General features: G+C 70.1%; 26 protein-coding genes and 1 tRNA gene. 6 read left to right on the top strand and 21 right to left on the bottom strand.

Translation table 11 applies throughout. The features are described 5' to 3' along the window. The first annotated feature begins 4 nt into the window (after positions 1-4). Positions 5-1,030 carry an App1 family protein phosphatidate phosphatase gene (locus AB0P08_RS06345; protein WP_187661683.1) on the top strand — a complete coding sequence of 342 codons (1,026 nt, stop codon included), beginning with the start codon at positions 5-7 and terminating at the stop codon, positions 1,028-1,030. Position 1,031: 1 nt separating this feature from the next. Then, positions 1,032-1,895 carry a 3-methyladenine DNA glycosylase gene (locus tag AB0P08_RS06340; protein WP_363588847.1) on the top strand — a complete coding sequence of 288 codons (864 nt, stop codon included), beginning with the start codon at positions 1,032-1,034 and terminating at the stop codon, positions 1,893-1,895. Positions 1,896-1,898: 3 nt separating this feature from the next. Here AB0P08_RS06340 and AB0P08_RS06335 read toward each other — a convergent pair whose 3' ends face one another. Genes AB0P08_RS06335 through AB0P08_RS06315 form a run of 5 tightly spaced genes read right to left on the bottom strand, consistent with a single transcriptional unit; the run spans position 1,899 to position 6,238 of the window. Beyond that, positions 1,899-3,122, bottom strand: a complete 1,224-nt coding sequence (locus tag AB0P08_RS06335) for a glycoside hydrolase family 3 N-terminal domain-containing protein (protein WP_363588845.1) — start codon at positions 3,120-3,122, stop codon at positions 1,899-1,901. A gap of 5 nt (positions 3,123-3,127) precedes the next feature. Beyond that, the gene (locus AB0P08_RS06330; protein WP_187661685.1) at positions 3,128-3,784 is read right to left on the bottom strand and encodes an SDR family oxidoreductase; all 657 of its coding nucleotides are present in this window, start codon (positions 3,782-3,784) and stop codon (positions 3,128-3,130) included. Between the two features lie 28 nt (positions 3,785-3,812). Further along, positions 3,813-4,340, bottom strand: a complete 528-nt coding sequence (locus tag AB0P08_RS06325) for a DUF3592 domain-containing protein (RefSeq protein WP_280565552.1) — start codon at positions 4,338-4,340, stop codon at positions 3,813-3,815. Continuing rightward, positions 4,337-5,128: a hypothetical protein gene (locus tag AB0P08_RS06320; RefSeq protein WP_363588843.1), complete on the bottom strand. Its 792-nt coding sequence runs from the start codon at positions 5,126-5,128 to the stop codon at positions 4,337-4,339. The genes AB0P08_RS06325 and AB0P08_RS06320 overlap by 4 nt, the downstream gene beginning before the upstream one ends. Positions 5,129-5,170: 42 nt before the next feature. Beyond that, on the bottom strand, positions 5,171-6,238 hold the full coding sequence (locus AB0P08_RS06315) for a flavin-containing monooxygenase (RefSeq protein ID WP_363588841.1): 1,068 nt from the start codon (positions 6,236-6,238) through the stop codon (positions 5,171-5,173). A 135-nt stretch (positions 6,239-6,373) separates the two neighbouring features. Here AB0P08_RS06315 and AB0P08_RS06310 point away from each other — a divergent pair. Continuing rightward, positions 6,374-6,446 (top strand) — tRNA-Ala (locus AB0P08_RS06310). 360 nt (positions 6,447-6,806) lie between these two features. Then, a complete protein-coding gene (locus AB0P08_RS06305) occupies positions 6,807-6,986 on the top strand; it encodes a hypothetical protein (protein ID WP_187661693.1) in 180 nt (59 codons plus the stop codon). A 57-nt stretch (positions 6,987-7,043) separates the two neighbouring features. On the opposite strand, the gene AB0P08_RS06300 is transcribed toward AB0P08_RS06305, so the two are convergent. The 11 genes from AB0P08_RS06300 to rplU all read right to left on the bottom strand — a co-directional run bounded on the left by AB0P08_RS06300 (position 7,044) and on the right by rplU (position 14,710). Further along, positions 7,044-7,301: a hypothetical protein gene (locus AB0P08_RS06300; RefSeq protein ID WP_231919629.1), complete on the bottom strand. Its 258-nt coding sequence runs from the start codon at positions 7,299-7,301 to the stop codon at positions 7,044-7,046. A 138-nt stretch (positions 7,302-7,439) separates the two neighbouring features. Further along, positions 7,440-8,129 carry an SDR family oxidoreductase gene (locus tag AB0P08_RS06295; protein WP_363588839.1) on the bottom strand — a complete coding sequence of 230 codons (690 nt, stop codon included), beginning with the start codon at positions 8,127-8,129 and terminating at the stop codon, positions 7,440-7,442. A gap of 1 nt (position 8,130) precedes the next feature. Continuing rightward, positions 8,131-8,511, bottom strand: a complete 381-nt coding sequence (gene rsfS, locus AB0P08_RS06290) for a ribosome silencing factor (protein ID WP_187661695.1) — start codon at positions 8,509-8,511, stop codon at positions 8,131-8,133. Beyond that, positions 8,511-9,587 carry a hypothetical protein gene (locus tag AB0P08_RS06285; RefSeq protein ID WP_363588837.1) on the bottom strand — a complete coding sequence of 359 codons (1,077 nt, stop codon included), beginning with the start codon at positions 9,585-9,587 and terminating at the stop codon, positions 8,511-8,513. The genes rsfS and AB0P08_RS06285 overlap by 1 nt, the downstream gene beginning before the upstream one ends. Beyond that, the gene (gene nadD / locus AB0P08_RS06280; RefSeq protein WP_082749995.1) at positions 9,584-10,186 is read right to left on the bottom strand and encodes a nicotinate-nucleotide adenylyltransferase; all 603 of its coding nucleotides are present in this window, start codon (positions 10,184-10,186) and stop codon (positions 9,584-9,586) included. The genes AB0P08_RS06285 and nadD overlap by 4 nt, the downstream gene beginning before the upstream one ends. A gap of 6 nt (positions 10,187-10,192) precedes the next feature. Continuing rightward, the gene (locus AB0P08_RS06275) at positions 10,193-10,414 is read right to left on the bottom strand and encodes a hypothetical protein (protein ID WP_187661697.1); all 222 of its coding nucleotides are present in this window, start codon (positions 10,412-10,414) and stop codon (positions 10,193-10,195) included. 67 nt (positions 10,415-10,481) lie between these two features. Continuing rightward, complete coding sequence (locus tag AB0P08_RS06270; protein WP_363588835.1) at positions 10,482-11,735, bottom strand: glutamate-5-semialdehyde dehydrogenase; 1,254 nt, start codon at positions 11,733-11,735, stop codon at positions 10,482-10,484. A 9-nt stretch (positions 11,736-11,744) separates the two neighbouring features. Beyond that, positions 11,745-12,530, bottom strand: a complete 786-nt coding sequence (gene proB, locus AB0P08_RS06265) for a glutamate 5-kinase (protein WP_187661699.1) — start codon at positions 12,528-12,530, stop codon at positions 11,745-11,747. After that, positions 12,527-14,026, bottom strand: a complete 1,500-nt coding sequence (gene obgE / locus AB0P08_RS06260) for a GTPase ObgE (protein WP_363588833.1) — start codon at positions 14,024-14,026, stop codon at positions 12,527-12,529. Before obgE ends, proB begins: the two co-directional genes overlap by 4 nt. Positions 14,027-14,125: 99 nt before the next feature. Then, positions 14,126-14,383, bottom strand: coding sequence for a 50S ribosomal protein L27 (gene rpmA / locus AB0P08_RS06255; RefSeq protein WP_025104972.1), 258 nt, complete (start codon positions 14,381-14,383; stop codon positions 14,126-14,128). An 18-nt stretch (positions 14,384-14,401) separates the two neighbouring features. Then, positions 14,402-14,710: a 50S ribosomal protein L21 gene (gene rplU, locus AB0P08_RS06250; protein WP_187661701.1), complete on the bottom strand. Its 309-nt coding sequence runs from the start codon at positions 14,708-14,710 to the stop codon at positions 14,402-14,404. A gap of 213 nt (positions 14,711-14,923) precedes the next feature. Between rplU and AB0P08_RS06245 the strand changes: the two genes are divergently transcribed. Beyond that, positions 14,924-15,193, top strand: a complete 270-nt coding sequence (locus AB0P08_RS06245) for a DUF4031 domain-containing protein (protein WP_187661702.1) — start codon at positions 14,924-14,926, stop codon at positions 15,191-15,193. Here AB0P08_RS06245 and AB0P08_RS06240 read toward each other — a convergent pair. Further along, a complete protein-coding gene (locus AB0P08_RS06240) occupies positions 15,155-17,746 on the bottom strand; it encodes an Rne/Rng family ribonuclease (RefSeq protein ID WP_363588831.1) in 2,592 nt (863 codons plus the stop codon). The two genes, AB0P08_RS06245 and AB0P08_RS06240, sit on opposite strands and share 39 nt — an antisense overlap. A gap of 280 nt (positions 17,747-18,026) precedes the next feature. On the opposite strand from AB0P08_RS06240, the gene AB0P08_RS06235 reads away from it, so the two are divergent. Further along, positions 18,027-18,638, top strand: a complete 612-nt coding sequence (locus AB0P08_RS06235) for a vitamin K epoxide reductase family protein (RefSeq protein WP_187661704.1) — start codon at positions 18,027-18,029, stop codon at positions 18,636-18,638. 66 nt (positions 18,639-18,704) lie between these two features. Here AB0P08_RS06235 and ndk read toward each other — a convergent pair whose 3' ends face one another. From ndk to ileS, 4 genes are read right to left on the bottom strand one after another with little or no spacing between them, the layout of a single operon-like run. Further along, positions 18,705-19,121 (bottom strand): nucleoside-diphosphate kinase, encoded by a 417-nt coding sequence (ndk, locus tag AB0P08_RS06230; RefSeq protein ID WP_071329548.1) that lies wholly within the window; start codon positions 19,119-19,121, stop codon positions 18,705-18,707. 1 nt (position 19,122) lies between these two features. Further along, complete coding sequence (locus AB0P08_RS06225; protein ID WP_232089036.1) at positions 19,123-19,539, bottom strand: DUF4233 domain-containing protein; 417 nt, start codon at positions 19,537-19,539, stop codon at positions 19,123-19,125. Continuing rightward, positions 19,536-20,888 (bottom strand): bifunctional folylpolyglutamate synthase/dihydrofolate synthase, encoded by a 1,353-nt coding sequence (locus AB0P08_RS06220; protein WP_363588829.1) that lies wholly within the window; start codon positions 20,886-20,888, stop codon positions 19,536-19,538. Before AB0P08_RS06220 ends, AB0P08_RS06225 begins: the two co-directional genes overlap by 4 nt. Next, positions 20,885-24,355, bottom strand: a complete 3,471-nt coding sequence (gene ileS, locus AB0P08_RS06215) for an isoleucine--tRNA ligase (protein WP_363588827.1) — start codon at positions 24,353-24,355, stop codon at positions 20,885-20,887. The genes AB0P08_RS06220 and ileS overlap by 4 nt, the downstream gene beginning before the upstream one ends. Between the last annotated feature and the right edge of the window lie 87 nt (positions 24,356-24,442).

Below are 24,442 nucleotides of genomic sequence, written 5' to 3'. Positions count from 1 at the left end.
GGCAATGGCCCCCGCACCCCCGGCGCCCAGGATCCACTGGTTCGCCCGACTCGAGCACCGTCTGCACGTGTGGCGCGAGGGACGAGCGCGCCGCCGCGGTCGCAACGCCACTGTCCTGCCCTTCCCCGGCTACGGAGGCCCCGGATGGGTGCGCGTGCTCGGCCGGGTGCTGATCGTCCCGCCGCAGCGAAACAACCGTGACGGCGAGCCGGCGAGCATCCGCGGCTGGCGCAGCTTCGTCGGCATCCCCGTGGGTTTCGCCTCGGTCAGCGTGCACCTCGGAGACGGCACTCATCAGGTCGTCGCCGACCGCGGCGGCGTGATCGACTCGGTCATCCGCGCCGAGCTGGAACCCGGCTGGCAGACCTTCACCATCACCGTCGAAGGGCAGGAGCCCATCGAGGCCCGCGCCTTCATCGTCGCGGAGAGCACGCGGTTCGGCGTCGTCTCCGACGTCGACGACACCGTCATGGTCACGGCGCTCCCTCGACCATTCATCGCCTTCTGGAACTCGTTCGTCGTCGACGAGCACGCGCGCATCCCGGTACCGGGCATGGCCGTGCTGCTCGACCAGCTCCTCCGGCAGCACCCCGGAGCGCCCATGATCTACCTCTCCACGGGCGCCTGGAACGTCGCACCCACACTCTCCCGGTTCCTCGGCCGGCATCTCTTCCCCGCCGGCTCGCTGCTGCTGACCGACTGGGGTCCCACGCACGATCGCTGGTTCCGGAGCGGGCGCGAGCACAAGCTCACCAACCTGCGCCGACTGGCCACCGAGTTCCCCGACGTGAAGTGGCTGCTCATCGGCGACGACGGCCAGCATGACGAGGCCATCTACACGCAGTTCCAGGAGGAGCACCCGGATTCCGTCGCGGGTGTCGCGATCCGTCGACTGCTGCCCGCGGAGGCGGTGCTCGCCGGCGGTCGTGCCGAGATGGAGTCCCATGATGCGGACGAGGCGCCCTGGGTGAGCGCGGAGGACGGCGCGGGCCTTCGCGACCAGCTCGGCGACGCCGGCATCCTGCAGTGACATGATCCTCACGCGTGATGACTGGCTACGGCGGGAGGACGCGCATCGGCAACGGGCCGACGCGCTGACGGCGGCGCACCGGGAGCGCGTCGCGCGCGGCGAGAAGCACCCCGTGTGGGACTTCCTCTTCACCTACTACGGCTACAAGCCCGCGCAGCTCCGCCGCTGGCACCCCGGAGCGGGCGTGGAACTGCAGGATGCGTCCGAACGGGCGGCGTGGCGCTGGTACGTCCCCGGGAACACACCCGACGGCGTCGTGCCCGATGCGGAGCGCTTCGCGGCCGAGAAGCCCGAGCTCGCTCGACTGGTGGCCCTCATGCTGCGCCGCACCGGCTCCCGTCCCGGGCAGTTCGGCTGCTTCGGACTGCACGAGTGGGCGATGGTCTACAACGCCGCGGAGCATCGGCACGCCGTCCCCCTGCGGCTCGGTCAGGCGGGCACGGATGCGGTGGTCGAGGCGCACGACCTCCGCTGCACGCACTTCGACGCCTTCCGGTTCTTCACCCCGGATGCGGCGCCCCGCAACCGCACGGCGTTGACGAGAGACGACCAGCCCCTGTTCGAACAGCCCGGCTGCTTGCACGCCGGCATGGATCTGTACAAGTGGGCGATGAAGCTCGGGCCGCTGATTCCCGGCGAACTGCTGCTGGACACGTTCGAGCTCGCGCGCGACATCCGGCTGCTCGACATGCAGGCGGCCCCCTACGACCTCTCGACCTGGGACGTCGAACCGGTACGCATCGAGACCCCGGAGGGCAAGGCGGAGTACGTCCGACGCCAGCGCGGCTTCGCGGAACGCGGTGCCGCTCTCCGCTCTTCGCTCCTCGCCGCCTGGCTCGCACCCGAGGGTCGCGCCGCGGCCTGACGGTCAACCCGCAGGGGCGCAGTCGCCGCAGACACTCCACGACGACGTCGTATCAGAAAGCTGCAGGCGCAACGCGAGCACGCGCGTCGCAGCATCCGCGAGGCGATCGGCGGGCAGAGTGCCGGCATCGACCGCCGCGGCGATTCCCGCAGCCATCTCTCCCGCCGTCCGGGCATCGGAGCCCGCGATCATCAGCACCAGATCATTGCCGGCCGCCACCGCCGCGACGCCGTTCGCGACCGGATCGGCATACGCCGGGTCCCCGGAGGAGAGCAGCATGCCGAGGTCATCCGTGACGGACACCCCGTCGAAGCCGAGCTCGTCCCGAGCGATGCGATGCCACTCGGCGGACAGCGAGGCCGGCCGCGCGTCCACCGCCGTGTAGGCGAGATGGCCGTACATCAGCAACGAAGCACCGGCTTCGATGCCGGCGGCGAACGGGAGCCCGTCCGCTTCTCGCCACGCGGCCTTCGTCATCCCCGTGCTCGGGATCGCGTGATGCGAGTCGCCCGGCGCCGCTCCGTGCCCGGGGAAGTGCTTGAGCGTCGAAGCCACGACATGCTCCTGCCCCTTCGTCGCGGCGGCGGTGCGGTCGGCGGCACTCTGCGGATCGGTGCCGAGAGCCCGCCCGAAGATGAAGGAGCCGGGGTCGGCGGGGACGTCGGCCACCGTGCCGAAGTCGACCGTGATCCCCGCCCGAGCCACGAGCGCGCCACGGGCTGCGAAGGCCGCCGCGGTCTCGGCGACCGGGCGACTCTTCAGAGTCGGCGACGCCGGGTAGGTGTCCCAGGGCAGCCGCGAGACGATGCCCCCTTCCTGGTCCACCGCGATCAGCGGGGGCAGAGCGGGATCGATCGTCAGCGCTGCCGTCAGCGCGCGGAGTTCCGACTCGGACTCCGGGATGTTGCCACCCATGAGGATGAAGCCGCCGAGCCCCGACTGCATGTAGGCGCGAAGCGCCGCGGGGTCGGTCCCGCCGATGTGACCCATCACGATGGACGAGGCCTGCTCCGCGGTGCTCATCTCCGCGACGAGGGCGGCGGCATGATCCCGCAGGCCGTCGCCGTCGGCCGCCTGCACGGTCACCACGTCTGCCGGCGGGCTGGACGGTGCCGCCGACGACGAGGCGGCGGCCCCGGCGCCCACGGCGGTGATCAGCGCGGTCAGGGCCGTCGCGGCACCGAGGCCCCGCCGCATGCGGCGCCCGAACGAACGAGCCGGGTTCATCGCTCTCAGCGCGCGAGCGCCTCGACGATCGGTACCGAGGTCTCCTCGTCGCCGTTGCCGAAGCGGATCGTGCGCCCGATCGTTCCGGGGTCCTCCAGGGCCGCGACGATGACAGCCGCGACGTCGGCACGGGAGACCTCGCCGCGCCCCTCGGGGTCGATGCGGATCCGCCCGGTCGGGTCGTCGAAGGTCAGCGCGCCGGGGCCGAGGATCGTCCCGTCGAGGCCCGAGGCGCGGAGGTGCTCGTCGGCAGCCCACTTCGCGTCCGCGTACGGGAAGAAGGAGTCGTCCTCCGGGACGCCGTGGTCGGCCGTGGAGCCGATCCACGACACCATGACGTACCGCCGCACGCCGGCGCGCTCCGCCGCGTCCATCGTCCGCACCGCCGCGTCCCGGTCGACCGCGTAGGTGCGCTCGGGGCTGCCGCCGCCGGCGCCCGCGGACCACACCACGGCGTCGTGCCCGCGGATGATCTCGGCGAGGGCGTCGACGTCCATGGTCTCGATGTCGGCGACGAGCGCGATGGCGCCCCCGTCTTCCACCTCGGACACATGATCGGGATTCCGGATCACGCCCGTGACCTCATGTCCTCGGGCGACGAGGAGCGGGGCGAGCAGCAGAGCGATGCGGCCGTGGCCGCCGAAGACGAGGATGCGCGACATGTCTTCACCCTACGCGCCCCCGCCGACGTCAGCCCGGCGTCTGCGAGCTGTCGATGACGAAAGCCTGCGGATGCGACGGCAGATACCGCACGACGACAGGCGCGCCGGTCGGGATCCACGCGTCGCGATCGGGGTACACGGCAGGAGTGAAGAAATCGCTCTCCAGCGTGTACTCGGTGCCGTCCGCCGCCGTGAACGTCACCCAGTCCCCGTCGACGGTGCCCGTCGTCGGGCGACCGTTCTCGAAGATGTACGCGCGGGTCACCGGGACACCGGTCAGACTCAGGATCCCGACGATGAGAGAGCCGAGCATCACGAAGGCCAGTACGCGGAAGACCACGCGGACCACGGTGCTGCCGACGTTCCCGCGGGATCGGCTCTCCGCGGGGAGCAGCCCCTCGCGTTCGCGGACGGCGCGCAGGGACCCGCCGCGCGTCGTTCCCCGCGCGGAGATCGCGAACAGCCCGAGGATCGAGAACGCCGCGATGAAGACCATCGCATAGCCGTGCGCGGCCGGGAAGTTCACCAGCCACATCAGCGTGTCCAGGGGGTTCATCGTGCCGCCTCCTTCTCGATGGTGACGGCGACCGTGTGCGGATCCTCCCGTCGGTAGAACGCCCAGACGGGAGCCCCCACGTGCAGCCGCGAGACGGCCTGCGGGTAGACGAACACGGTGGTGTCAGCCTCCCATGGCTCCGCGCCCTCCGGGGCCACCAGCACCTTCAGCGCGAGCTCGCTCTGCCCCTCGCGACGCCGCCCGGTCGGACGGACCTCGACGACGGAGGCGGGAACCTGGGTTCCCGTCGTGCGCGCGCGGACCTGGGACGGGTCGATGAGGCCGCGGTCGATGCGCCACTGCAGCATCGCCTCACGGACGGTCGGGTCGCTGAGATCGGCGAGCTCGACCGTGTCGGGGTCCTCGACGCTGTAGCGGACCGGGACGGGCTGTCCGACCTGCAGCGCTCCGACGTCACCGGCATCGAGCAGCATGCGCAGCTGTCCGATGAAGTCATCGCCGACGCTCGGGCTGACCCGGATGAAGAGGTCGTACTGGGGCACATCGTTCACGGTCACGCCGGTGCGGGACATCTCGACGATGGTGCCGACGCCGATCTGCGCCCGTCCACGGACCTTCGTGCGCCGCGCCAGACCCCACATCGACCCGCCGAAGGTGAGCAGCAGGCCCCAGGCGACGCCGATCACGATCGGTCCGCCCAGGCCGTCCTCACCCGCGAAGGGGAGGATCGACTCGCGCTGGTTCACCCCGAACAGGCCTTCACCCACCCACACCACGAGCCACGCGGACAGCAGCAGCCAGACGACGGTCAGGACGATGCGCAGCATGCCTCCCAGCGTATCCATAGGAGGCGCCCCTGGACGAACCGGTCAGGACGAGACCGGGGTCCCCACTCCCTCGAGGGCGCGGACGACGCCGGCGGCAGCGGCTCGCCCCGCCCGGTTCGCGCCGATGGTGCTCGCGGAGGGACCGTAGCCGACGAGCTGCACCCGGGGATCCGCCACCGCCGTCGTGCCTCGACCCCCGCGGTCGAGCTGGATCCCGCCGGCGGCACTGCGCAGGTGGAGCGGGGCGAGGTGGCCGATCGCGGGTCGGAACCCCGTCGCCCACAGGATCACGTCCACGCGTTCGAACGATCCGTCGGCCCACCGCACGCCGTCGGGCTCGATCCGCTGGAAGAGCGGGCGACGGTCGGCATACGCCCCGAGACGCTCCGCTTCCCGTTCCTGGGGGCGCAGCATGAGACCCGTCACACTGACCACGCTCTCCGGGGGCAGGCCGGCCGCCACACGCCTCTCGACGAGCGCGACGGCAGCAGCGCCGGCTTCCGGCGTGAAGTCGTCGTCGCGCCAGATGGGAGGGCGACGGGTGACCCACAGCGTCTCCGTGAGGGGGGCGAGGGCGCCGAGGAACTGCACCGCGGACGCACCGCCGCCGACGACCAGGACCCGCTTGCCCGGGAAGTGCTCCGGCCCCGGGTAGTCCACGGTGTGGAACTGCTCCCCGAGGAACGTCTCCATCCCCGGGTAGTGAGGGACGAAGGGTTGCGTCCAGGTCCCGGTCGCGTTGACGAGGGTGCGGGTGCGCCACTCCCCCTCGTCGGCCTCCACGACGAGGACCCCGTCGTCATCGTGGACTCGACGGACGTGCACCGGCCGCAGCACCGGCAGATCATGGGCCTTCTCGTAGGCGGCGAAGTACTCCGGCACCGCGATGTTCGCCTGGCGCTCGTCCCGCGGCGGCGCGGTGTCTCCCGGGAGCTCGGCGACCCCGTGCACATCGCGCATCGTGAGGGCGTCCCACCGGTGCTGCCAGGCTCCCCCGGCCCGAGCATCGGCATCCAGCACGACGTGCTCGATCCCGCGGCGACGCAGATGGAAGGACGCGGACAGCCCGGCCTGGCCGGCGCCGATCACGAGGCTGTCGAGGATGCTCACGATGGATCGAACACCCATGCACCGCCGGATGTTCCGCGTGTCCCGACGCGCCCGGGCGGCCCGCGCCGATTAGTGCGGATGCGGATTCGTGTAGTAGTGTTTTCACGTTGCCCGGAGCACTCCGGAGCAGCGTCTGGGCCTGTGGCGCAGCTGGTAGCGCACCTGCATGGCATGCAGGGGGTCAGGGGTTCGAGTCCCCTCAGGTCCACGAAAAACCCTCGGTTCGCCGGGGGTTTTCGTGTGTCTGGAGCCCGTGACATGACGCGAGGTCAGGCCCTCGCGCCGCATCAGGCAGTCGCGCCACCTCCGGCCTGATCTCGCGTGATCGCCTGCCCGGGAGCATACGAAAACGACATGGCCTCGTTCGTCGCGTGTTACACATGAGCACTCGACCCGCCCATCCTCAGGGACATTTCCCGCATATCCAGGGGCTTCGGGCTCTCGTGACGACATCGGGCTGGGGACATGACGCCCGATGCCCGTACCCGTCCAAGCCGCCACCCGTCAACGGCCTCCACCACCATCGCGTACACGCGTAGACAGAGGGCATCCGACGAAAGGAGACGACATGTCCAACACGACTCCCCCGATCCCGCCCCTCCCGCCGATCGCGGACGGGGATGGGGACGCCGAAGAGCTCCCCACGCGTGAAGTCGACGGCGAAGAGGTGCTCGACGAGGATGCGGACGACGCCCAGATCGACAGCGCAGAGGCCGACCGCGCCGCTGTCATCGGCGACGACGACTGACCGGGACTGGAGAAAGGGCACCCCTCCTCGCGGAGTGGTGCCCTTTCTCGTGCGGGTTCAGGTGGCCAGCAGCGGCGGGCGAGACGGGATCGCGATGGGGCGCGTGGCTCGGCTCGCGCCCTGCATCCGCTCGACCTCCTCCAGTACCTCGAACGCGGTGCCATACCGGATGGCGAGCGGAAGATCACGCAGCCACGTCACCTCGACCTCGGTGTCCGCGAGCTCGTACACGCAGGCGACGACATGGCGCGGATCGTTCTGGGGATAGCGCAGGTCGTTGATCACCCACTCCGACGGCGTGATGCGGTGAAGCACGAAACGGGGATCAGGAACTTCTGACATCAGTCGGCCCTCCAGGACTCTCTGATGACGAGCCTCCGATACCCCGCCGGGGAAGGGAAGGGCCTTGACACCCTCGTGAGGAGGTGCAGGAGAATGGTCAGATCGGCTTGTTCAGCCCTGGGGACGCACGGTGAGATCCGTGAGGTGCGCATCCCGCGGAAGATCGAGCGCGGCGAGGATCGTCGTCGCCACCGCGTCCGGCGTGATGAACCGCGCGGCGTCGTACTCCTGCCCTTCCTGCCGGTGCACGCGCTGCTGCATCGGCGTCGCTGTGCGTCCCGGATAGACCGAGGTCACGCGGACGCCGTGCTCGGCCTCCTCCTGCCGAAGCGCATCCGCGAGGGCCCGCAGACCGTGCTTCGAGGCCGCATAGGCCGACCACCCCGGGCTCGCCCGCAGCCCGGCTCCGGAGTTCACGAACACGACGTGCCCGCGCGAGACGCGCAGGACGGGGAGCAGGAGCCGGGTGAGCTCCGCCGGGGCGACGAGGTTGACCGCGAGCTGCTGTTCCCAGAGCGCCGGGGTGAGGTCCCCCACCGATCCGAGGTCCACGACCCCTGCCGCGTGCACCAGGGAATCGATGCGATCGGGCAGGCTCTGCTTCGACAGGGCCCACGAGAGGCGTCCGGGCTGCGCGAGGTCACCGACCAGCGTCGAGACCCCGGGGAGGTCGTCGGCGATCTGCCTGGCCCGTCCCGCATCGCGCGCGAGCACCACGACGTCGTCGCCGCGCTCCACGAGTCGCCGCGCGAGGACGGCACCGATGCCGGAGCCCGCACCGGTCAGCAGGTGCGTGGCCATGTCAGCGGTTGTCGGCCGGGGTCTCGGCGACCTCGAGGGGGATCACCGGGCAGTCCTTCCACAGGCGCTCCAGGCCGTAGTAGACCCGTTCCTCCTGGTGGAAGACGTGGACGATGAGGTCGCCGAAGTCGAGCAGCACCCACCGCGCCTCGGCGCGCCCCTCCCGGCGCACGCGCTTGTGTCCGGACTCGACGAGACGGTCCTCGATCTCATCGGCGATGGCGGCGACGTTCCGCTCGCTGTTACCGGTCACGAGCAGGAAGATGTCCACGAGCGGCAGCGGCTCGGAGACGTTCAGCGCGACGAGGTCCTCACCGCCCTTGGCCACGGCGGCTTCGGCGGCGATGCGCAGCATCTCTTCGGCGGTTTCGGGTGATTGCATCAGAAGACGTTTCCTGTGAAGGCGATGACCAGGGCAGTGCCCAGGCCCAGCGCGAGGGCGCCCGCGACGATGGCGGCGATCAGCATGAGCCGGTTGCCCTTCTCAGGGGCGGGCGGACGGATCACCTCGCCGGCGGGCTTGATGGTGCTGACCGCGGAGCTCGCGGCGATGGGGGTGGGCGAGGACGCCGGAGGGAGCTCACCGTCGATGAGCACCGCGTCGACCTCCTTGCCGTCCGTGGTGCCGTGGGCGTGGCCCTGCGAGCCGAGGCCCTTCGGCAGCTCGTACGACCCCGTGACGAGGATCTCTCCGGTGGAGGCGACCGGCCCGGAGAGGGAGCCCTCGCCGGGAGACGGCGTGAAGATCAGCGCATTGGGCGCCGAGTGCTGGGTGCCGCCGGAGTCGTTCGACGTGAGCAGCTCATCGAAGGAGGGGCGGAAAGGCGCCGGCTCGGCAGGAGTCTCCTCCTGCAGCACGCCCTGCCCGAACGTCGGGCTCACGGTCGGGCGCTCAGCCTCGTCGACATCGCGCTCGTCGACGTCGCCGTCGTCGTCGCTGTCGAGGAGGTCCTCGGCACCGGGGCCGTCCTGCTCGGAGACGCCGAGCACGGCGGAGATGTCCTCGGGCTCGGACTCCGGCGCCTCGACGGGCTCTTCGACGAGCGGCACGTCTCCGACCGAGTCGGCGACGTCGGCGGCGCGGACGGGCTCCGCAGCGACCTCGTCGTCGACGACGTCGTCGTCGTCGGACCCATCGTGCTGTGCCACTACAGCCTCATCGGTCGTGTCGTCCGCCTCCGCGTCGACGGCCGGGACCGCGGCGGTCTTGATCTTCTCCTGCTCGCGTGCCTGACGCCGCGTCAGCGGCGCGGGGTCAGGATCGCCGGACGTGTCAGCGACAGGCGCCGAGGGAAGGACGACGGGCTCGGCGGCACGAGGCAGCGGCGGTGCGGGCGTCGCGGCCTCCGCCGCGGCGGCGCTCGCCTGCTCCTCGCTGATGATCGGGGTGGATCCCGTCAACCGGATCTCCCGCAGCTGCTTCCGCGTCAGCGGACCTCGCTGATCCGATGTGCTCATGCCTTGCTCCGATACAGATGATGCTTCGCGATGTACTGGACGACCCCGTCGGGGACGAGGTACCAGACCGGTTGATCGTCACGGACGCGGTCACGACAGTCCGTCGACGAGATCGACAGCGCCGGCACCTCGAGCTGGCTGACGTCGTCGCTCGGGAGGCCGTCGATGCTCAGAACGTGTCCTGGGCGGGAGACCGCGACGAAGTGGGCCAGTTCCCACAGTTCATCATGGTCTCTCCAACTGAGAATTTGCGCCACGGCGTCCGCGCCGCTGATGAAGAACAGCTCGGCGTCCGGCCGCTGCTCCTTGAGGTCGCGGAGGGTGTCGATCGTGTACGTCGGTCCCGCGCGGTCGATGTCCACCCGACTCACCGTGAACTGCGGATTGGACGCCGTCGCGATCACGGTCATCAGATAGCGGTGCTCGCTGGGCGTGACGTCGGCCTTCTGCCACGGACGACCCGTCGGGACGAACACCACCTCGTCGAGATCGAACGAGTGCGCGACCTCGCTGGCGGCGACCAGGTGGCCGTGGTGGATCGGATCGAAGGTTCCGCCCATCACGCCGATGCGCGGTGCGCGCGTGGTCGCGGTGCTCATGAGGGCCTAGTGGCCGTGTCCCGCCTCGTGGTCCTTGCCGTGCTTCGCCGCCCAGGCTTCTGCCTTGGCGGAGTGGCGGTTCGCGACGTTCTTGTACGACAGCGTCACGAAGCCGAGAGCGGCGAACACGATCGCGGCGATGACTCCGAAGATCAGGGTCTCGAGAGCCACGTTGCCGTGGTGCTCGGTCTCTGCGGCGGCCATCGCGATCTGTGCGACGAGGTTCATCCTGACTCCGTTCGTGGCGTGCTGTCTCGGGGGTCCTGTAGGGATACAGCGTCCCCCAGTCTAGCCCTCAGCCGCGCGTCTGACCCGCCCCACGCGCGAGCCACTTCGTACTGGTCAGCTCGGAGAGCCCCATCGGACCGCGCGTGTGCAGCTTCTGCGTCGAGATCCCGACCTCGGCACCGAAGCCGAACTCGGCCCCGTCGGTGAACCGAGTGGACGCGTTCGCCATCACCACCGCCGAATCCACCTCGGCCAGGAACCGCTCCGCGCTACGGGAATCGGTGGTGACGATGGATTCCGTGTGCCCCGTGCTGTAGCGACGGATGTGGTCGAGCGCGTCGTCGAGGCTGTCGACGACCTTCATAGCGACGTCCAGGCTCAGGTACTCCGTCGCCCAGTCCTCCTCCGTGGCCGGGATGATGTTCGCCACGAGCCCGGCGACCACGTCGTCGCCGTGGATCGCCACCCCCTCGCTCATGAGGGCGCTCGCGACGAGCGGGATCAGGCGCGGCGCCGCCTGCCGGTGGACGAGAATCGTCTCGACCGCATTGCACACGCTGGGGCGCTGCACCTTGGCGTTCACGACGATGTCGCAGGCCCAGTCGTCGGGGGCGCTCTCGTCGAGCAGGATGTGCACGTTCCCGGCGCCCGTCTCGATGACGGGCACGGTCGACTCGGTCACCACCGTCTCGATGAGCCCGGCGCTGCCGCGCGGGACGAGCACGTCGATGAAGCCGCGGCCGTGCATGAGCGCCTTCGCCCCGTCGCGCCCGAAGTCGTCCACGGTCTGGATCGCCTCGGGCGTCACCCCGGCGTCGCCGAGGGCGGAACGCATGACGTCGACGAGCACGGTGTTGGAATGGAGCGCCGCGCTGCCTCCCCGCAGGACGACCGCATTCCCCGAACGCAGCGCGAGGGCGGCGATGTCGACCGTGACGTTGGGACGCGCCTCGTAGATCGCCCCGACCACCCCGAAGGGGACGCGCACCTGCTCCAGAGCCACGCCGTTCGGCATGCGGTGTCCGCCGACCACGCGACCCACCGGATCGGGCAGGGCCGCCACGTCGCGGACGGCCGCGGCGAGGGCGGAGACCCGCTTCTCGTCGAGGCGGAGGCGGTCGATGAGCGACTCGCCGATGCCGTCGTCCCGACCGCGCGCGACGTCACGCTGATTGGCCTCGATGATGCGGGCGGCGTTCTCCTCGAGGGCGACGGCGATGGCGTCGAGCGCCCGTGCCTTGTCGTCGCTCGTGAGGGCGGCGGTCGTCCGCGAGGCCGCCTTGGCCCGCTTCAGGCGCGTCTGAGGGGTGAGGTCGGTCATCCGCCCAGTCTAGGAGGTGGCGGGCTCGAACCAGGTCCCGATGTCGGCGCCTGCGAGGGCCTGCGCCACGAGGTCGGCGCTGGTGACCAGCACCCCGATGCCCGAGGCCGCCGCGAGTCGGGCAGCGGAGACCTTCGTGGCCGCTCCCCCGGTGCCGACGCTGTTGACCACGGTCGCACCGAACTCCAGCCCGGAGAGGTCCGCATCGGGGGCGACGACGTCGATGGGTTCGGCGCCGGGGTCGCTCGGAGGCCGCGTGTAGAGGGACTCGATGTCGCTGAGCAGGACGAGGGCGTCCGCCTCGATGAGCTGGGCCACGAGGGCGCCGAGCCGGTCGTTGTCGCCGAAGCGGATCTCCTGTGTCGCGACCGTGTCGTTCTCGTTCACGATCGGCAGTGTGCGCAGCCCCAGGAGGCGCTCCATGGCCCGCCGCGCGTTCGAGCGCGACGTCGGGTTCTCGAGGTCTCCGGTCGTGAGCAGCACCTGGCCGGCGACGATGTCGAAGGGGCGCAGAGCCTCCTGGTACCGGTAGACGAGGATGTTCTGGCCGACCGCGGCCGCGGCCTGCTGCGTGGCGAGATCGGTGGGCCGCGCATCCAGACGGAGGAACGGGATGCCGGAGGCGATCGCTCCCGACGACACGAGCACGACCTCGGCCCCGCGGGCGTGCGCCGCCGCCAGCGCCTCGACGATCACCGGGATGCGCCAGGACGACTCGCCGCTGATGGACGACGAGCCCACCTTCACGACGATCCGCGTCGCCGTCGCGAGATCGGCGCGCGTGCGTGCGGTCACGCCTCGTCCTCGCGGTACGTGGCGAGGCGCTCCGCCTCCAACTCCGCGCGCGCCTGCGCCTTGGCGTCCATGCGCTCGTAGTACTTCTCGCGACGCTCGGACGTGGTCCGGCGGGCGTTCGGAGCCAGACGCGGGTCGGTGCCGCGGGGCGCCGACATGAGCTCGGCGGCGGAGCTCATCGTGGGCTCCCAGTCGAAGACGATGCTGTCGCCCTCGCCGATGACGACGGTCGAACCCTGGACGGCGCCGAGGCGGAAGAGCTCGTCCTCGACGCCCAGCTTCTCCAGACGGTCGGCGAGGTAGCCCACGGCCTCCTCGTTCTGGAAGTCGGTCTGCTGCACCCAGCGCACCGGCTTCTCACCGAGGATGCGGTAGACGTTGCCGTACGTGCCGCCCTCGACGCGGATCGTGAACGGCTTCACGGAGCCCTTCGGGCGGATGACGACGCGCTCGCGCGGGGCCTCGACCGCGGTCTCCTTGCGGTGCTTCTCGACGAGCTCGCCGAGGGCGAGGGTGAGCGGGCGCAGCCCCTCGTGCGAGACCGTGGAGATCTCGAAGACCCGGAATCCGCGGGCCTCCAGATCAGGACGCACGAGATCGGCGAGGTCACGGGCCTCCGGCACGTCGACCTTGTTCAGCGCCACGAACTGCGGGCGCTCCAGCAGGGGCGTCTGCCCCTCCGGCACCTCGTACGCGGCGAGTTCGGCGAGGATGACCTCGAGGTCGGAGATCGGGTCACGGTTCGGCTCCAGCGTCGCGCAGTCGAGCACGTGCAGCAGCGCGGAGCAGCGCTCCACGTGCCGCAGGAACTCGAGTCCGAGGCCGCGGCCCTCGCTCGCACCTTCGATGAGCCCCGGCACGTCGGCGACGGTGTAGCGGAAGTCCTCCACCTGGACGACGCCGAGGTTCGGGTGCAGCGTCGTGAAGGGGTAGTCGGCGATCTTCGGCCGCGCGGCCGAGATCGCGCCGATGAGACTCGACTTCCCGGCGGACGGGTAGCCGACGAGCGCCACGTCGGCGACCGTCTTGAGCTCGAGGACGATATCGCCCTCGAAGCCGGGGGTGCCGAGCAGGGCGAAGCCGGGAGCCTTGCGCTTCGGAGTCGCCAGGGCCGCATTGCCCAGGCCGCCCTGGCCGCCCGCCGCCACGACGAAGCGCTCACCGGGCTCGATCATGTCGATCAGGACGTCGCCGTTCGGGCTCTTGACCACAGTGCCGACCGGGACGGGCAGCTCCAGTGTCTCGCCGTCGAAACCGGAGCGGTGGTCCCCCATGCCCGGTCCGCCGTTGCCAGAGGACCGGTGCGGCGAGTGGTGGTACGACAGCAGCGTGCCGGTCTGCGTGTCGGCGACGAGCACGATGTCGCCGCCGTCGCCGCCGTTGCCGCCGTCGGGGCCACCGAGGGGCTTGAACTTCTCGCGGTGCACCGAGACGCAGCCGTTGCCGCCCTTGCCTGCACGCAGGTGCAGTGTGACGGTGTCGACGAACGTGACCATGTGCGAGTCCTTCGGTGTGCTCGGGGTGCCTGACGGCAGATACGCGGACGGGGCGAGCCGAAGCCCGCCCCGAACCGGATGTTTAGCGTGGTGCTGTGATCACTCAGCAGCGGCGACGATGTTGACGACCTTGCGGCCGCCCTTCGCGCCGAACTCGACCGCACCGGCGGCCAGAGCGAACAGCGTGTCGTCGCCCCCACGGCCGACGTTGGCGCCGGGGTGGAAGTGCGTGCCGCGCTGGCGGACGATGATCTCGCCGGCGAGGACCTGCTGACCGCCGAAGCGCTTCACGCCGAGGCGCTGTGCGTTGGAGTCACGACCGTTACGGGTGGAGCTTGCGCCCTTTTTGTGTGCCATGTCCTGGTCTCCTCGGTCTTACTTGATGCCGGTGATCTTGACGCGCGTGAGCTCCTGGCGGTGGCCCTGACGCTTCTTGTAGCCGGTCTTGTTCTTGTACTTCTGGATGACGATCTTCGGGCCGCGGAGGTTGCCGACGACCTCAGCCGTGACGGTGACCTTCGCCAGCGCGTCGGCGTCGGTGGTCACCGTGGAGCCATCGACGAGCAGCACGGCGGGCAGCTGGATCTCGTCGCCCTGGGCAGCCTGAACACGGTCGAGCTGAACGATGGTGCCGACCTCGACCTTCTCCTGCCGGCCACCGGCGCGCACTACTGCGTAAACCACTTCATACCTGTTTCGTTGGGGAGCACGCGGCTCCGAGAATCTCACGGGAAGACTGTTGCTTGCATGCGTCGCTGGTACGACGGGCGCGAATGCAAGACTCTCCGCTTCGGCCGTCGAGGACGACGCGGCATGCGCACCAAGGGACTACTTTACCGGATGCCGGCTGACCTCGCAAAGTGAGCCGGGTGACGGGGCCGGTCGTAGGCTGACGGAGTGACCGTACTCGTCGACGACCCCCGCTGGCCCGCCCATGGACGCCTGTGGGCGCACCTGGTCAGCGACGACAACCTCGACGAGCTGCACGCCTTCGCGCGCGCACACGGGATCCCCGCCCGGGCCTTCGACCTCGACCACTACGACGTCCCCGAGGACGCCGTCCCCCGGCTCATCGCCGGTGGTGCGCAGCACGTCCCCGGCAAGGAGCTGGTCCGGCGCCTGATCTCCTCAGGCCTCCGGGTCCGCGGACGCGACCGGCGGCACTGACGCCTCCGAGTTCACCGACACCGGCGTGCCGGAGAGGGCGGCGGTGGTGACCCGGCGCCGTCCACGACCCTGGCCGGGCGCCTTGGGCTCCGGAAGCGCATCCAGCACCGAGTCGAGCAGCTCCTCGGTGGGCGTCTTCGGCCCCTTCCGGTCACCGCGCTTCTTCCGGGCCTTCTTCGGGCGCTCGGAAGCGGGGACGGGCGCGGACTCGGCCGGCGGTGCCTCGGCGGCCGGTTCGCCGGACGGCACGATCGTGGAGGCGGCGATCTGCGCGAGGGCCGACTTCGCCCCCTCGGTGATACTGTGGGTCACCGGCGGCGCGGCAGGTGCGGAGTTGTTGTTGCCACCGCCGTTGCCGTTGTTGCTGCCGCCGTTCCCGCGCTGACGGCGTCCGCCGTTGCCGTTACCGCCGTTGTTGCCGTTGTTGCTGCCGTTCGCACGGTGCTTCACGACCGGGTCGTGGTGCACGATCACGCCGCGACCGGCACACACCTCGCACGCCTCACTGAAGGTCTCCAGCAGCCCGAGACCGAGCTTCTTGCGTGTCATCTGCACGAGACCGAGCGAGGTGACCTCGGCCACCTGGTGCTTCGTGCGGTCGCGGCTCAGGCACTCGATGAGTCGGCGCAGCACGAGGTCGCGGTTGGACTCCAGCACCATGTCGATGAAGTCGACCACGATGATGCCGCCGATGTCGCGCAGACGCAGCTGGCGGACGATCTCCTCGGCGGCCTCGAGGTTGTTCTTCGTGACCGTCTCCTCGAGGTTGCCGCCGGAGCCGACGAACTTGCCGGTGTTGACGTCGACGACCGTCATGGCCTCGGTGCGGTCGATCACGAGCGAACCGCCGGAGGGCAGCCAGACCTTGCGGTCCAGTGCCTTCTCGATCTGCTCCGTGATGCGGAACGCGTCGAACGGATCGACGTCGTCCTCGTACGCCTCGACACGCTCGAGCAGGTCGGGGGCGACGCTCTCCAGGTACGCCCGGATGGTGCGCTGCGACTCCTCGCCCTGGATGAGCATCTTCGTGAAGTCCTCGTTGAAGACGTCACGGACGATCTTCACGAGCAGATCGGGCTCGGCGTGCAGGAGCGCCGGAGCCTGCTGGCTCTCGACCTGCTTCTGGATGTGCTCCCACTGGGAGGTGAGGCGCTGCACGTCGCGGGTCAGCTGATCCTCGGTCGCGCCCTCCGCGGCCGTGCGCACGATCACGCCGGACGACTCGGGCAGCACCTCCTTGAGGATGCGCTTGAGGCGGGCGCGCTCGTTGTCGGGCAGCTTGCGGCTGATGCCGTTCATGGAACCGCCGGGCACGTACACCAGGTAGCGGCCCGGCAGCGAGATCTGGCTCGTGAGGCGGGCGCCCTTGTGACCCACCGGGTCCTTCGTGACCTGGACGAGCACGCGATCGCCCGGCTTCAGAGCGAGCTCGATGCGGCGGGGCTGGTTGCCGGTCTCGACGCCGTCCCAGTCCACCTCGCCCGAGTAGAGCACGGCGTTCCGGCCGCGGCCGATGTCGACGAACGCGGCCTCCATGCTGGGAAGCACGTTCTGCACGCGACCGAGGTAGACGTTGCCGATCAGCGAGGCGTCCTGGTTGCGGGCGACGTAGTGCTCCACGAGCACGCCGTCCTCCAGCACACCGATCTGCGTGCGGCCGTTCTTGGAGCGCACGACCATCTTGCGGTCGACGGACTCGCGGCGCGCGAGGAACTCGGCCTCGGTCACGACCGGACGACGACGGCCGGCGTCACGTCCGTCACGACGGCGCTGCTTCTTGGCCTCGAGGCGCGTCGAGCCCTTGATGGCCTTCGGCTCGGTGATGTACTCGACGACCCGCTGACGCTGCCGCGGCTCTTCCCGCTGCTCGTCGCCCTCGGATCCGCCGCGGCGGCGACGACCGCGGCGACCGGCACCGGGCTCGTCCTGGTCGCGCTCCGGCGCACGGTCGTCACGACCGGGGCGCGCGGGCAGCGGAACGACCTCCGGCGCGTAGAAGTGCAGCTGCGTCGACACCTGCGACACGAACACCTCGGGCAGCAGACCCAGGGAGACGGCGGTGACGACCGCGGGCTTCTCGGGGGCCGCGGGGGTCTTGTCCGCAGGGACCGCCTCAGGGGAAGCCTCTTCCGCAGGGGTTTCCTCGGCGGGTTCCGCAGGGGTTTCCTCGGCGGGGGTTTCCTCGGCGGGAGCCTCCTCCGCGGGAGTCTCCTCGGCAGGGGCCGGCTCGACGGGTCCCTGCTCCGCAGAGGCCTCCTCGACCTGAGCCGCCGCGTCGATCGCGTCTGCGGCGGCCTCGTCTGCGGCAGCAGCGTCCTCGACAGCGGCCGCAGCCGCATCGTCCGCCGCCGCAGCGGCGTCATCGGCCGCCGCGTTCTCGGCAGCGCGGTCGTCCGCCGCGGCCTCCGCCGCCGCGTCGTCCGCGTCCTCCTGATCCCGCGAGGTGTCCTCCGACTCCTCCGCGGCGAGAGCGGTGGGCGCCGTCAGCGGCTCCGCGGCGTCAGCCGGGGCGTCGAGGGCGGGGGCGTTGTTGTCATTGTTCTCATCGGCCATCTCTGGCGTGCTCCCTGGCACGGTCCACTGCGTGTCCCGTGAAATCTCATGCGGCACCCGCGGGTGCTGCGAACTCAATCGGTCTGCGACCGGCTCATGGCTCTGGTCGCGTGGGGCATGGGCCCCGAAGTCTGCTCGACGCGTGTCGCGGCAACGCCGTTCATCGCATCACAGGTCATTATCGCACCACATCGGTCCGATCGCGGCATCTCTCGGTCCCCGACCGTTTTCTCCGGGCGGTTCTCGCCCTTTCCATAGCCGTCGCTGGGATAATCTGAGCATGAGCGAGCAGCGCACCCGCCCCGTCGTCTATGCCGTGTGGTTGATCATCGCGAGCGTCATCGGCTGGTACGCCGCCTTCCAGCTCACCGTGGAGAAGTTCGCACTGCTGGAGCACCCGAAGGAAGCGCTCGGCTGCGATCTCAGTCCCTTCATCCAGTGCAGCACCAACCTGCAGTCGTGGCAGGGATCGGTGTTCGGCTTCCCGAACCCGATCATCGGCCTCACCGGCTGGATGGCGCCGCTCGTCGTCGGCGTCGCGATCCTCGCCGGCGCGCGATTCCCCCGGTGGTTCTGGGCGGCGTTCGGGGTGGGCATCACCTTCGCGTTCGGCCTCGTGTGCTGGCTGATCGCCCAGAGCCTCTACGACCTCTTCGTGCTGTGCCCCTGGTGCATGGTGACCTGGGCGGTGACGATCCCCACCTTCTTCGCGACCATGGTCCACCTCGCCCGGAACGGCACCTTCACGGGCAACGCGAAGGTCCGCGCCACGGCGGACAAGCTCATGCCGTGGGTGCCGCTGGCGACCGTGATCGCGTACGCGCTGATCATCTTCCTGGCGCAGCTGCAGGGCCTCGACTTCCTCGGCGAGATGGCGAAGATCCTCTTCTGAGCGCCTCTCCTCGAACGACGAAGCCCGTCCGCCATTCCGGCCGACGGGCTTCGTCGTGAAGATGGGTCAGTCGAACCAGATGCCCAGCTCTCGGGCCGCCGACTCGGGGCTGTCCGAGCCGTGCACGAGGTTCTGCTGCACCTTGAGGCCCCAGTCGCGACCGAAGTCGCCGCGGATGGTGCCGGGGGCGGCGGTCGTGGGGTCGGTCGTGCCGGCGAGGGAGCGGAACCCTTCGATGACACGGTTGCCCGCGAGGCGGATCGCCACGGAGGGACCGGACATCATGAACTCGAGAAGGGGCTCGTAGAACGGCTTGCCCTCGTGCTCGGCGTAATGCGCGGCGAGGAGGTCGCGGTCGGGCTCGACGAGGCGGATGTCGACGAGCGCGTAGCCCTTCGCCTCGATGCGGGCGAGGATCGTGCCGGTGAGGCCGCGGGCGACACCGTCCGGCTTGACGAGGACGAGGGTTTCTTCGGTGGCCATGTCATTCACTCTCTGTGTCTGCGTTCTGCGCGGTCGGAGCCCCGCTCGGGCGTCGTGCGTCCAGGCGGGCCCCCATGATGGTCGCATACGCCCACATCCCGCCGAAAATCAGGACGACGAGGAGCACGGCGGGGACCGCGATGGCCGAGAGGGCCACGACGATCTGGACGATCCAGCCGGCGGCGATCGCCCACGGCTTCGTGATCATGCCGGCGATGACGACGCAGGCCACCGCGACGACGGCACCGCCCACGATCCCCCACCACTGCTCGATGCCCGCCGGAAGAGCCTTCAAGCCGAAGATGGTGAGCCCGACGAGGAAGACGACGATCGCCTCGAAGCCGAGCACCACCGGGGCGAGCTTCTGCACGAGGGTGCGCGGCGCGCGCGGTCGACGCGGGGCAGCGGAGGCGCTCACGCGCGCCACCCCGACTTCCAGTCCTCCTCCTCGGAGAGCGCGATCGCCTCGCCCGCGAGCACGACGGAGCCGGCGATGACCACGGCCCGACGATCCGACGAGGCCGCCCACTCCCGCGCCGCGTCCGCGGCATCCGCGAGCGACGGGTGCACGGTGGCGCGCTGTCCGGCCTGTTCGACGAGGTCGGCGATGAGGTCGGCATCGCTGGCGCGGTCGGACTCCGGCGCGGTCGCGAACACGTGCGCGGCGGCGGGCGCGAGACGCGCGACGATGCCCGCGGCGTCCTTGTCCGCGAGGACGCCGAGCACGAGTCCCCACTCGTCGAAGTCGAAGCTGTCGTCCAGCGCCTGGGCGAGCGCTGCGGCGCCGTGCGGATTGTGCGCGGCGTCGACGATGACGGTGGGGGCGATGCCGAGGAGCTGCAGACGGCCGGGAGACGTGCTGCCCTGCAGGCCGTCCGAGATCACTCCGCCCGCGATGGCCTGGCCGGCCCCGCCGATCAGCGACTCGACGGCGGCGACGGCGAGGGCCGCATTGTGACCCTGGTGCGCGCCGTACAGCGGCAGGTACTCCTCCTCATACTGCCCGGCGAGGCCGCGGATGGTGAGGAGCTGACCGCCGACGGCGAGCTTCTGCTCGGAGAGCCCGAAGTCCTCGCCCTCGAAGGCGATGGTGGCATGACGCTCCGCGGCCACGCGACGCAGGACCTCGGCGGCTTCAGCCGGCTGCTGGGCGGAGACGACGGCAGCGCCTTCCTTGATGATGCCGGCCTTGACCTGGGCGATCTCCGCGATCGTGCTTCCCAGGCGGTCCGCGTGGTCGATGTCGATCGGAGCGAACACCGCCACGTCGCCGTCCGCGGTGTTCGTGGAGTCCCACTCCCCTCCCATGCCGACCTCGAGCACGAGCACGTCGACGGGGGCATCGGCGACGGCGACGAAGGCGAGCACCGTGAGCAGCTCGAAGAACGTCAGCGGGGCCTCCCCCGCCGCCTCGAGCTCGGCGTCGACGATCGCCACGAACGGCTCGATCTCGTCCCAGGCGTCGGCCACGGCCTCGTCGGCGATCGGCTCACCGTCGATCATGATGCGCTCGGTGAAGCGCTCCAGGTGCGGGCTCGTGAACAGTCCGGTGCGCAGGTCATGGGCACGCAGCAGGCTCTCGATCATGCGCGCGGTCGACGTCTTGCCGTTGGTGCCGGTGATGTGGATGACGCGGTAGGTGCGCTGCGGGTCGTCGAGGTACTCGAGGATGCGGGCCGTGCGCTCCTTGCGCGGCTGCACCCAGCGTTCCCCGGCACGGCTCAGCAGCGTCTCATAGACGGCGTCGGCCCGGTCTCTCGCACTCATGCGCCCACCTTCTCCAGGTTCGTGTCGATCGTGACGAGGAGCGGTGCCTTCCCGGCCCCGAGGGCCTTCGCCCCGCTCCGATGCACGCCGTCTCCGGGGCTCGTGACCTCGTCGACGAGCCGATCGAGGTCATCGGTCGGCTGCACGGCGAAGGCCACGGCGAGCGTCTCGGCGGCGATGAGGTCGGCGTGGGTCTCCAGCGCCGCCGCCTCCGCGGGGGCGGCGTTGAGCGCCAGCACGATCCGGTCGCTGACGTCGAGGCCCGCGTTCTTGCGCGCCTCCTGCACGACGCGGATGGCGTCGCGGGCGATGCCCTCGGCCTCCAGCTCCGGCGTCGTGTCGGTGTCGAGCAGGACGAACCCGCCGGACGGGACGATGGCCAGGGCCTCCCCCTCGGGGCGACCCGTGGTCTCCAGCACGAGATCGTACTCCGCGGGCTCCAGCGCGATGCCGCCGGCGGTGACGACGCCGTCGGTCTCGGACCAGTCACCCGAGCGCGCGGCCTGGATGGCCTTCTGCACGTCCTTGCCGAGGCGCGGACCCGCCGCGCGGGCGTTCACGCTCAGCCGGTGGCTGATGCCGTACTCCCCTGCCGCCTCGTCGGTCAGCGGGACGAGCTCGACGGTCTTCACGTTGAGCTCCTCGCGGAGGATGTCCTCGAACTGGCCGAGGTCGGCCGCGAGCGGAGAGACCACCGTGAGCCGTGCGAGCGGCAGGCGCACGCGCAGCTTCTCCTTCTTGCGCAGCGCGTTGCCGACGCTCGACAGCTCACGGACGGCATCCATGGCGTCGCGGATCTCGTCGGCCGCCGGGAACTGCTCCGGATCCGGCCAGTCCTGCAGATGCACGCTGCGCCCGCCGGTGAGGCCCTGCCACACGCGCTCGCTGATGAGCGGGACGAGCGGCGCGGCCACGCGGCACAGCGTCTCCAGCACGGTGTAGAGCGTGTCGAAGGCCTCGCGGCTCTTCGTGTCGTCCGTCACACCCACCCAGAACCGGTCGCGCGAACGACGGATGTACCAGTTCGTCAGCACCTCGGCGAAGTCCCGGAGTCGCGCGGACGCGGTGGTCGAGTCCAGACCCTCCAGGTCGGCGCGGACCTCGCGGACGAGATCGCCCAGTCGCGCGAGGATGTACCGGTCGAGGACGTCGGTCGAGTCGGTGCGCCACGACGCCTCGTACCCGCCTCCCTGGGTTGCCGAGCCTGCTCCTCCCTGGGGTGCTGAGCCTGCTCCTCCCTGGGTTGCTGAGCCTGTCGAAGCATTCGCATACGTCGCGAAGAAGTACCACGAGTTCCACAGCGGCAGCAGGAACTCGCGCACGCCGGAACGGATGCCCTCCTCGGTGACGATGAGGTTCCCGCCGCGGAGCACCGCGCTGGACATGAGGAACCAGCGCATGGCGTCGGACCCGTCGCGGTCCAGCACCTCGGACACATCCGGGTAGTTCCGCAGCGACTTCGACATCTTGTAGCCGTCGCTGCCGAGCACGATGCCGTGGCAGCTGACGCCCGTGAACGCCGGGCGGTTGAACAGCGCCGTCGAGAGCACGTGCATGACGTAGAACCAGCCGCGGGTCTGACCGATGTACTCGACGATGAAGTCCGCCGGCGAGTGCGAGTCGAACCACTCCTGGTTCTCGAACGGATAGTGCACCTGGGCGTACGGCATCGAGCCGGAGTCGAACCACACGTCGAAGACGTCGCCGATGCGCCGCATCGTGCTCTTGCCCGTGGGGTCGTCGGGGTTCGGCCTCGTCAGGTCGTCGATGTACGGGCGGTGCAGGTCAACCTCACCCTCGGGGTTGCGCGGCAGCGTGCCGAAGTCGCGCTCCAGCTCCTCCAGCGAGCCGTAGGCGTCGACGCGCGGGTACTCCGGATCATCGCTCTTCCAGATCGGGATGGGCGAGCCCCAGTAGCGGTTGCGGCTGATCGACCAGTCGCGGGCACCCTCGAGCCACTTGCCGAACTGCCCCTCCTTCACGTTCTCCGGCACCCAGGTGATCTGCTCGTTGTTCGCGAGGAGGTCGTCCTTGATGTCGGTGACCCGGATGAACCAGCTCGACACCGCCTTGTAGATCAGGGGGTTCCGGCAGCGCCAGCAGTGCGGGTAGGAGTGCTCGTAGCTCTGCAGCCGGACCAGGCGGCCGTTGTCGCGGATGATGCGCACGAGCGGCGTGTTCGCGTCCATCCACAGCTCGCCAGCGACATCGGTGACGTTCGGGAGGAAGCGCCCGCCGTCGTCGAGGGACAGGATCGTCGGGATGCCGGCCGCGCCGGCGACGCGCTGGTCGTCCTCACCATAGGCGGGTGCCTGGTGGACGATGCCGGTGCCGTCGGTCGTGGTGACGTAGTCGTCGACGAGGATGCGCCAGGCGTTCCCGGTGCCGTAGGTCTCCTCGTCCGCGTAGTAGTCGAACAGACGGTCGTAGGTGACGTCGGCAAGATCTGCGCCGCGGAGCGTGGCGTCGACCGCGGCGAGCGCGTCCTCCGGGCTCTCGTAGCCGAGATCCTTGGCATAGCCGCCGAGCAGGTCCTTCGCGAGCAGGTAGCGGTGCGCGGAGGCCTCGACCGCGAGCTGGTCTGCCGACGGAGCGGCACGGCCCTGGTGCACGTCGGAGGCGCCGGCGGGACCGGCGGGCAGCACGACGTACTCGATGTCCGGGCCCACGGCGAGCGCGAGGTTGGTCGGCAGGGTCCACGGAGTCGTCGTCCAGGCGAGGGCACGCACCCCGGTGAGGCCCAGCGCCTCGGCCTTCGCGCCGGTGAGCGGGAAGGTGACCGTGACCGACGGGTCCTGTCGCATCTGGTAGACGTCGTCGTCCATGCGGAGCTCGTGGGCGGACAGCGGCGTCTCATCGCGCCAGCAGTACGGGAGGACGCGGTACCCCTCGTAGGCGAGCCCCTTGTCGTACAGGGTCTTGAAGGCCCAGAGCACGCTCTCCATGTAGCCGAGGTCGAGCGTCTTGTATCCGCGCTCGAAGTCCACCCACCGGGCCTGGCGGGTGACGTAGTCCTCCCACTCCCGCGTGTACTTCAGGACCGAGGAGCGCGCCTTCTCGTTGAAGACGTCGATCCCCATCTCCTCGATCTCGCTCTTCTCGGTGATCCCGAGCTGCTTCATCGCCTCGAGCTCGGCCGGGAGCCCGTGGGTGTCCCACCCGAAGACGCGGTCGACCTTGTGCCCGATCATCGTCTGGAAGCGCGGGAACACGTCTTTCGCGTAGCCCGTGAGCAGGTGGCCGTAGTGCGGCAGGCCGTTCGCGAAGGGAGGGCCGTCGTAGAACACCCACTCGGGGGCACCCTCGCGCTGCTCGATGGAGGCGCGGAAGGTGTCGTCGGTCTTCCAGAAGTCGAGCACCTCCTCCTCGATCTGCGGGAAGCGGGGGCTCGGCGCCACAGACCCCTGGGTACCTGAGCTGGTCGAAGGGTCGGCAGCGGGGCCGAAGGAGGAGCGCGGGTAGGTCATGGTCTCTCGCAGTGGTCGTCGTGGCGGATGCTGCTGCGAGGACGATCCTCGCGGACCGCGGTACCACCTCGCGTGCCCCTGCGTCCC

The sequence above is a fragment of the Microbacterium meiriae genome (genome assembly GCF_040686935.1).
GTDB lineage: Bacteria > Actinomycetota > Actinomycetes > Actinomycetales > Microbacteriaceae > Microbacterium > Microbacterium meiriae.
Note: the sequence above shows the minus strand (reverse complement) of the source record. Positions and strands in the feature narration are given on the sequence as shown.

Coding starts and splice junctions, on each gene's coding strand:
- AB0P08_RS06305 (WP_187661693.1), top strand. CDS start 6,807: ATGTCCAACACGACTCCCCCGATCCCGCCCCTCCCGCCGATCGCGGAC.
- AB0P08_RS06270 (WP_363588835.1), bottom strand. CDS start 11,735: ATGACCGACCTCACCCCTCAGACGCGCCTGAAGCGGGCCAAGGCGGCC.
- rsfS (WP_187661695.1), bottom strand. CDS start 8,511: ATGCAATCACCCGAAACCGCCGAAGAGATGCTGCGCATCGCCGCCGAA.
- AB0P08_RS06320 (WP_363588843.1), bottom strand. CDS start 5,128: ATGCTGCGCATCGTCCTGACCGTCGTCTGGCTGCTGCTGTCCGCGTGG.
- AB0P08_RS06340 (WP_363588847.1), top strand. CDS start 1,032: ATGATCCTCACGCGTGATGACTGGCTACGGCGGGAGGACGCGCATCGG.
- AB0P08_RS06345 (WP_187661683.1), top strand. CDS start 5: ATGGCCCCCGCACCCCCGGCGCCCAGGATCCACTGGTTCGCCCGACTC.
- AB0P08_RS06240 (WP_363588831.1), bottom strand. CDS start 17,746: ATGGCCGATGAGAACAATGACAACAACGCCCCCGCCCTCGACGCCCCG.
- AB0P08_RS06235 (WP_187661704.1), top strand. CDS start 18,027: ATGAGCGAGCAGCGCACCCGCCCCGTCGTCTATGCCGTGTGGTTGATC.
- AB0P08_RS06330 (WP_187661685.1), bottom strand. CDS start 3,784: ATGTCGCGCATCCTCGTCTTCGGCGGCCACGGCCGCATCGCTCTGCTG.
- AB0P08_RS06335 (WP_363588845.1), bottom strand. CDS start 3,122: ATGAACCCGGCTCGTTCGTTCGGGCGCCGCATGCGGCGGGGCCTCGGT.
- AB0P08_RS06285 (WP_363588837.1), bottom strand. CDS start 9,587: ATGAGCACATCGGATCAGCGAGGTCCGCTGACGCGGAAGCAGCTGCGG.
- rpmA (WP_025104972.1), bottom strand. CDS start 14,383: ATGGCACACAAAAAGGGCGCAAGCTCCACCCGTAACGGTCGTGACTCC.
- ndk (WP_071329548.1), bottom strand. CDS start 19,121: ATGGCCACCGAAGAAACCCTCGTCCTCGTCAAGCCGGACGGTGTCGCC.
- AB0P08_RS06220 (WP_363588829.1), bottom strand. CDS start 20,888: ATGAGTGCGAGAGACCGGGCCGACGCCGTCTATGAGACGCTGCTGAGC.
- ileS (WP_363588827.1), bottom strand. CDS start 24,355: ATGACCTACCCGCGCTCCTCCTTCGGCCCCGCTGCCGACCCTTCGACC.
- AB0P08_RS06325 (WP_280565552.1), bottom strand. CDS start 4,340: ATGAACCCCCTGGACACGCTGATGTGGCTGGTGAACTTCCCGGCCGCG.
- AB0P08_RS06275 (WP_187661697.1), bottom strand. CDS start 10,414: ATGAACCTCGTCGCACAGATCGCGATGGCCGCCGCAGAGACCGAGCAC.
- nadD (WP_082749995.1), bottom strand. CDS start 10,186: ATGAGCACCGCGACCACGCGCGCACCGCGCATCGGCGTGATGGGCGGA.
- obgE (WP_363588833.1), bottom strand. CDS start 14,026: ATGGTCACGTTCGTCGACACCGTCACACTGCACCTGCGTGCAGGCAAG.
- AB0P08_RS06295 (WP_363588839.1), bottom strand. CDS start 8,129: ATGGCCACGCACCTGCTGACCGGTGCGGGCTCCGGCATCGGTGCCGTC.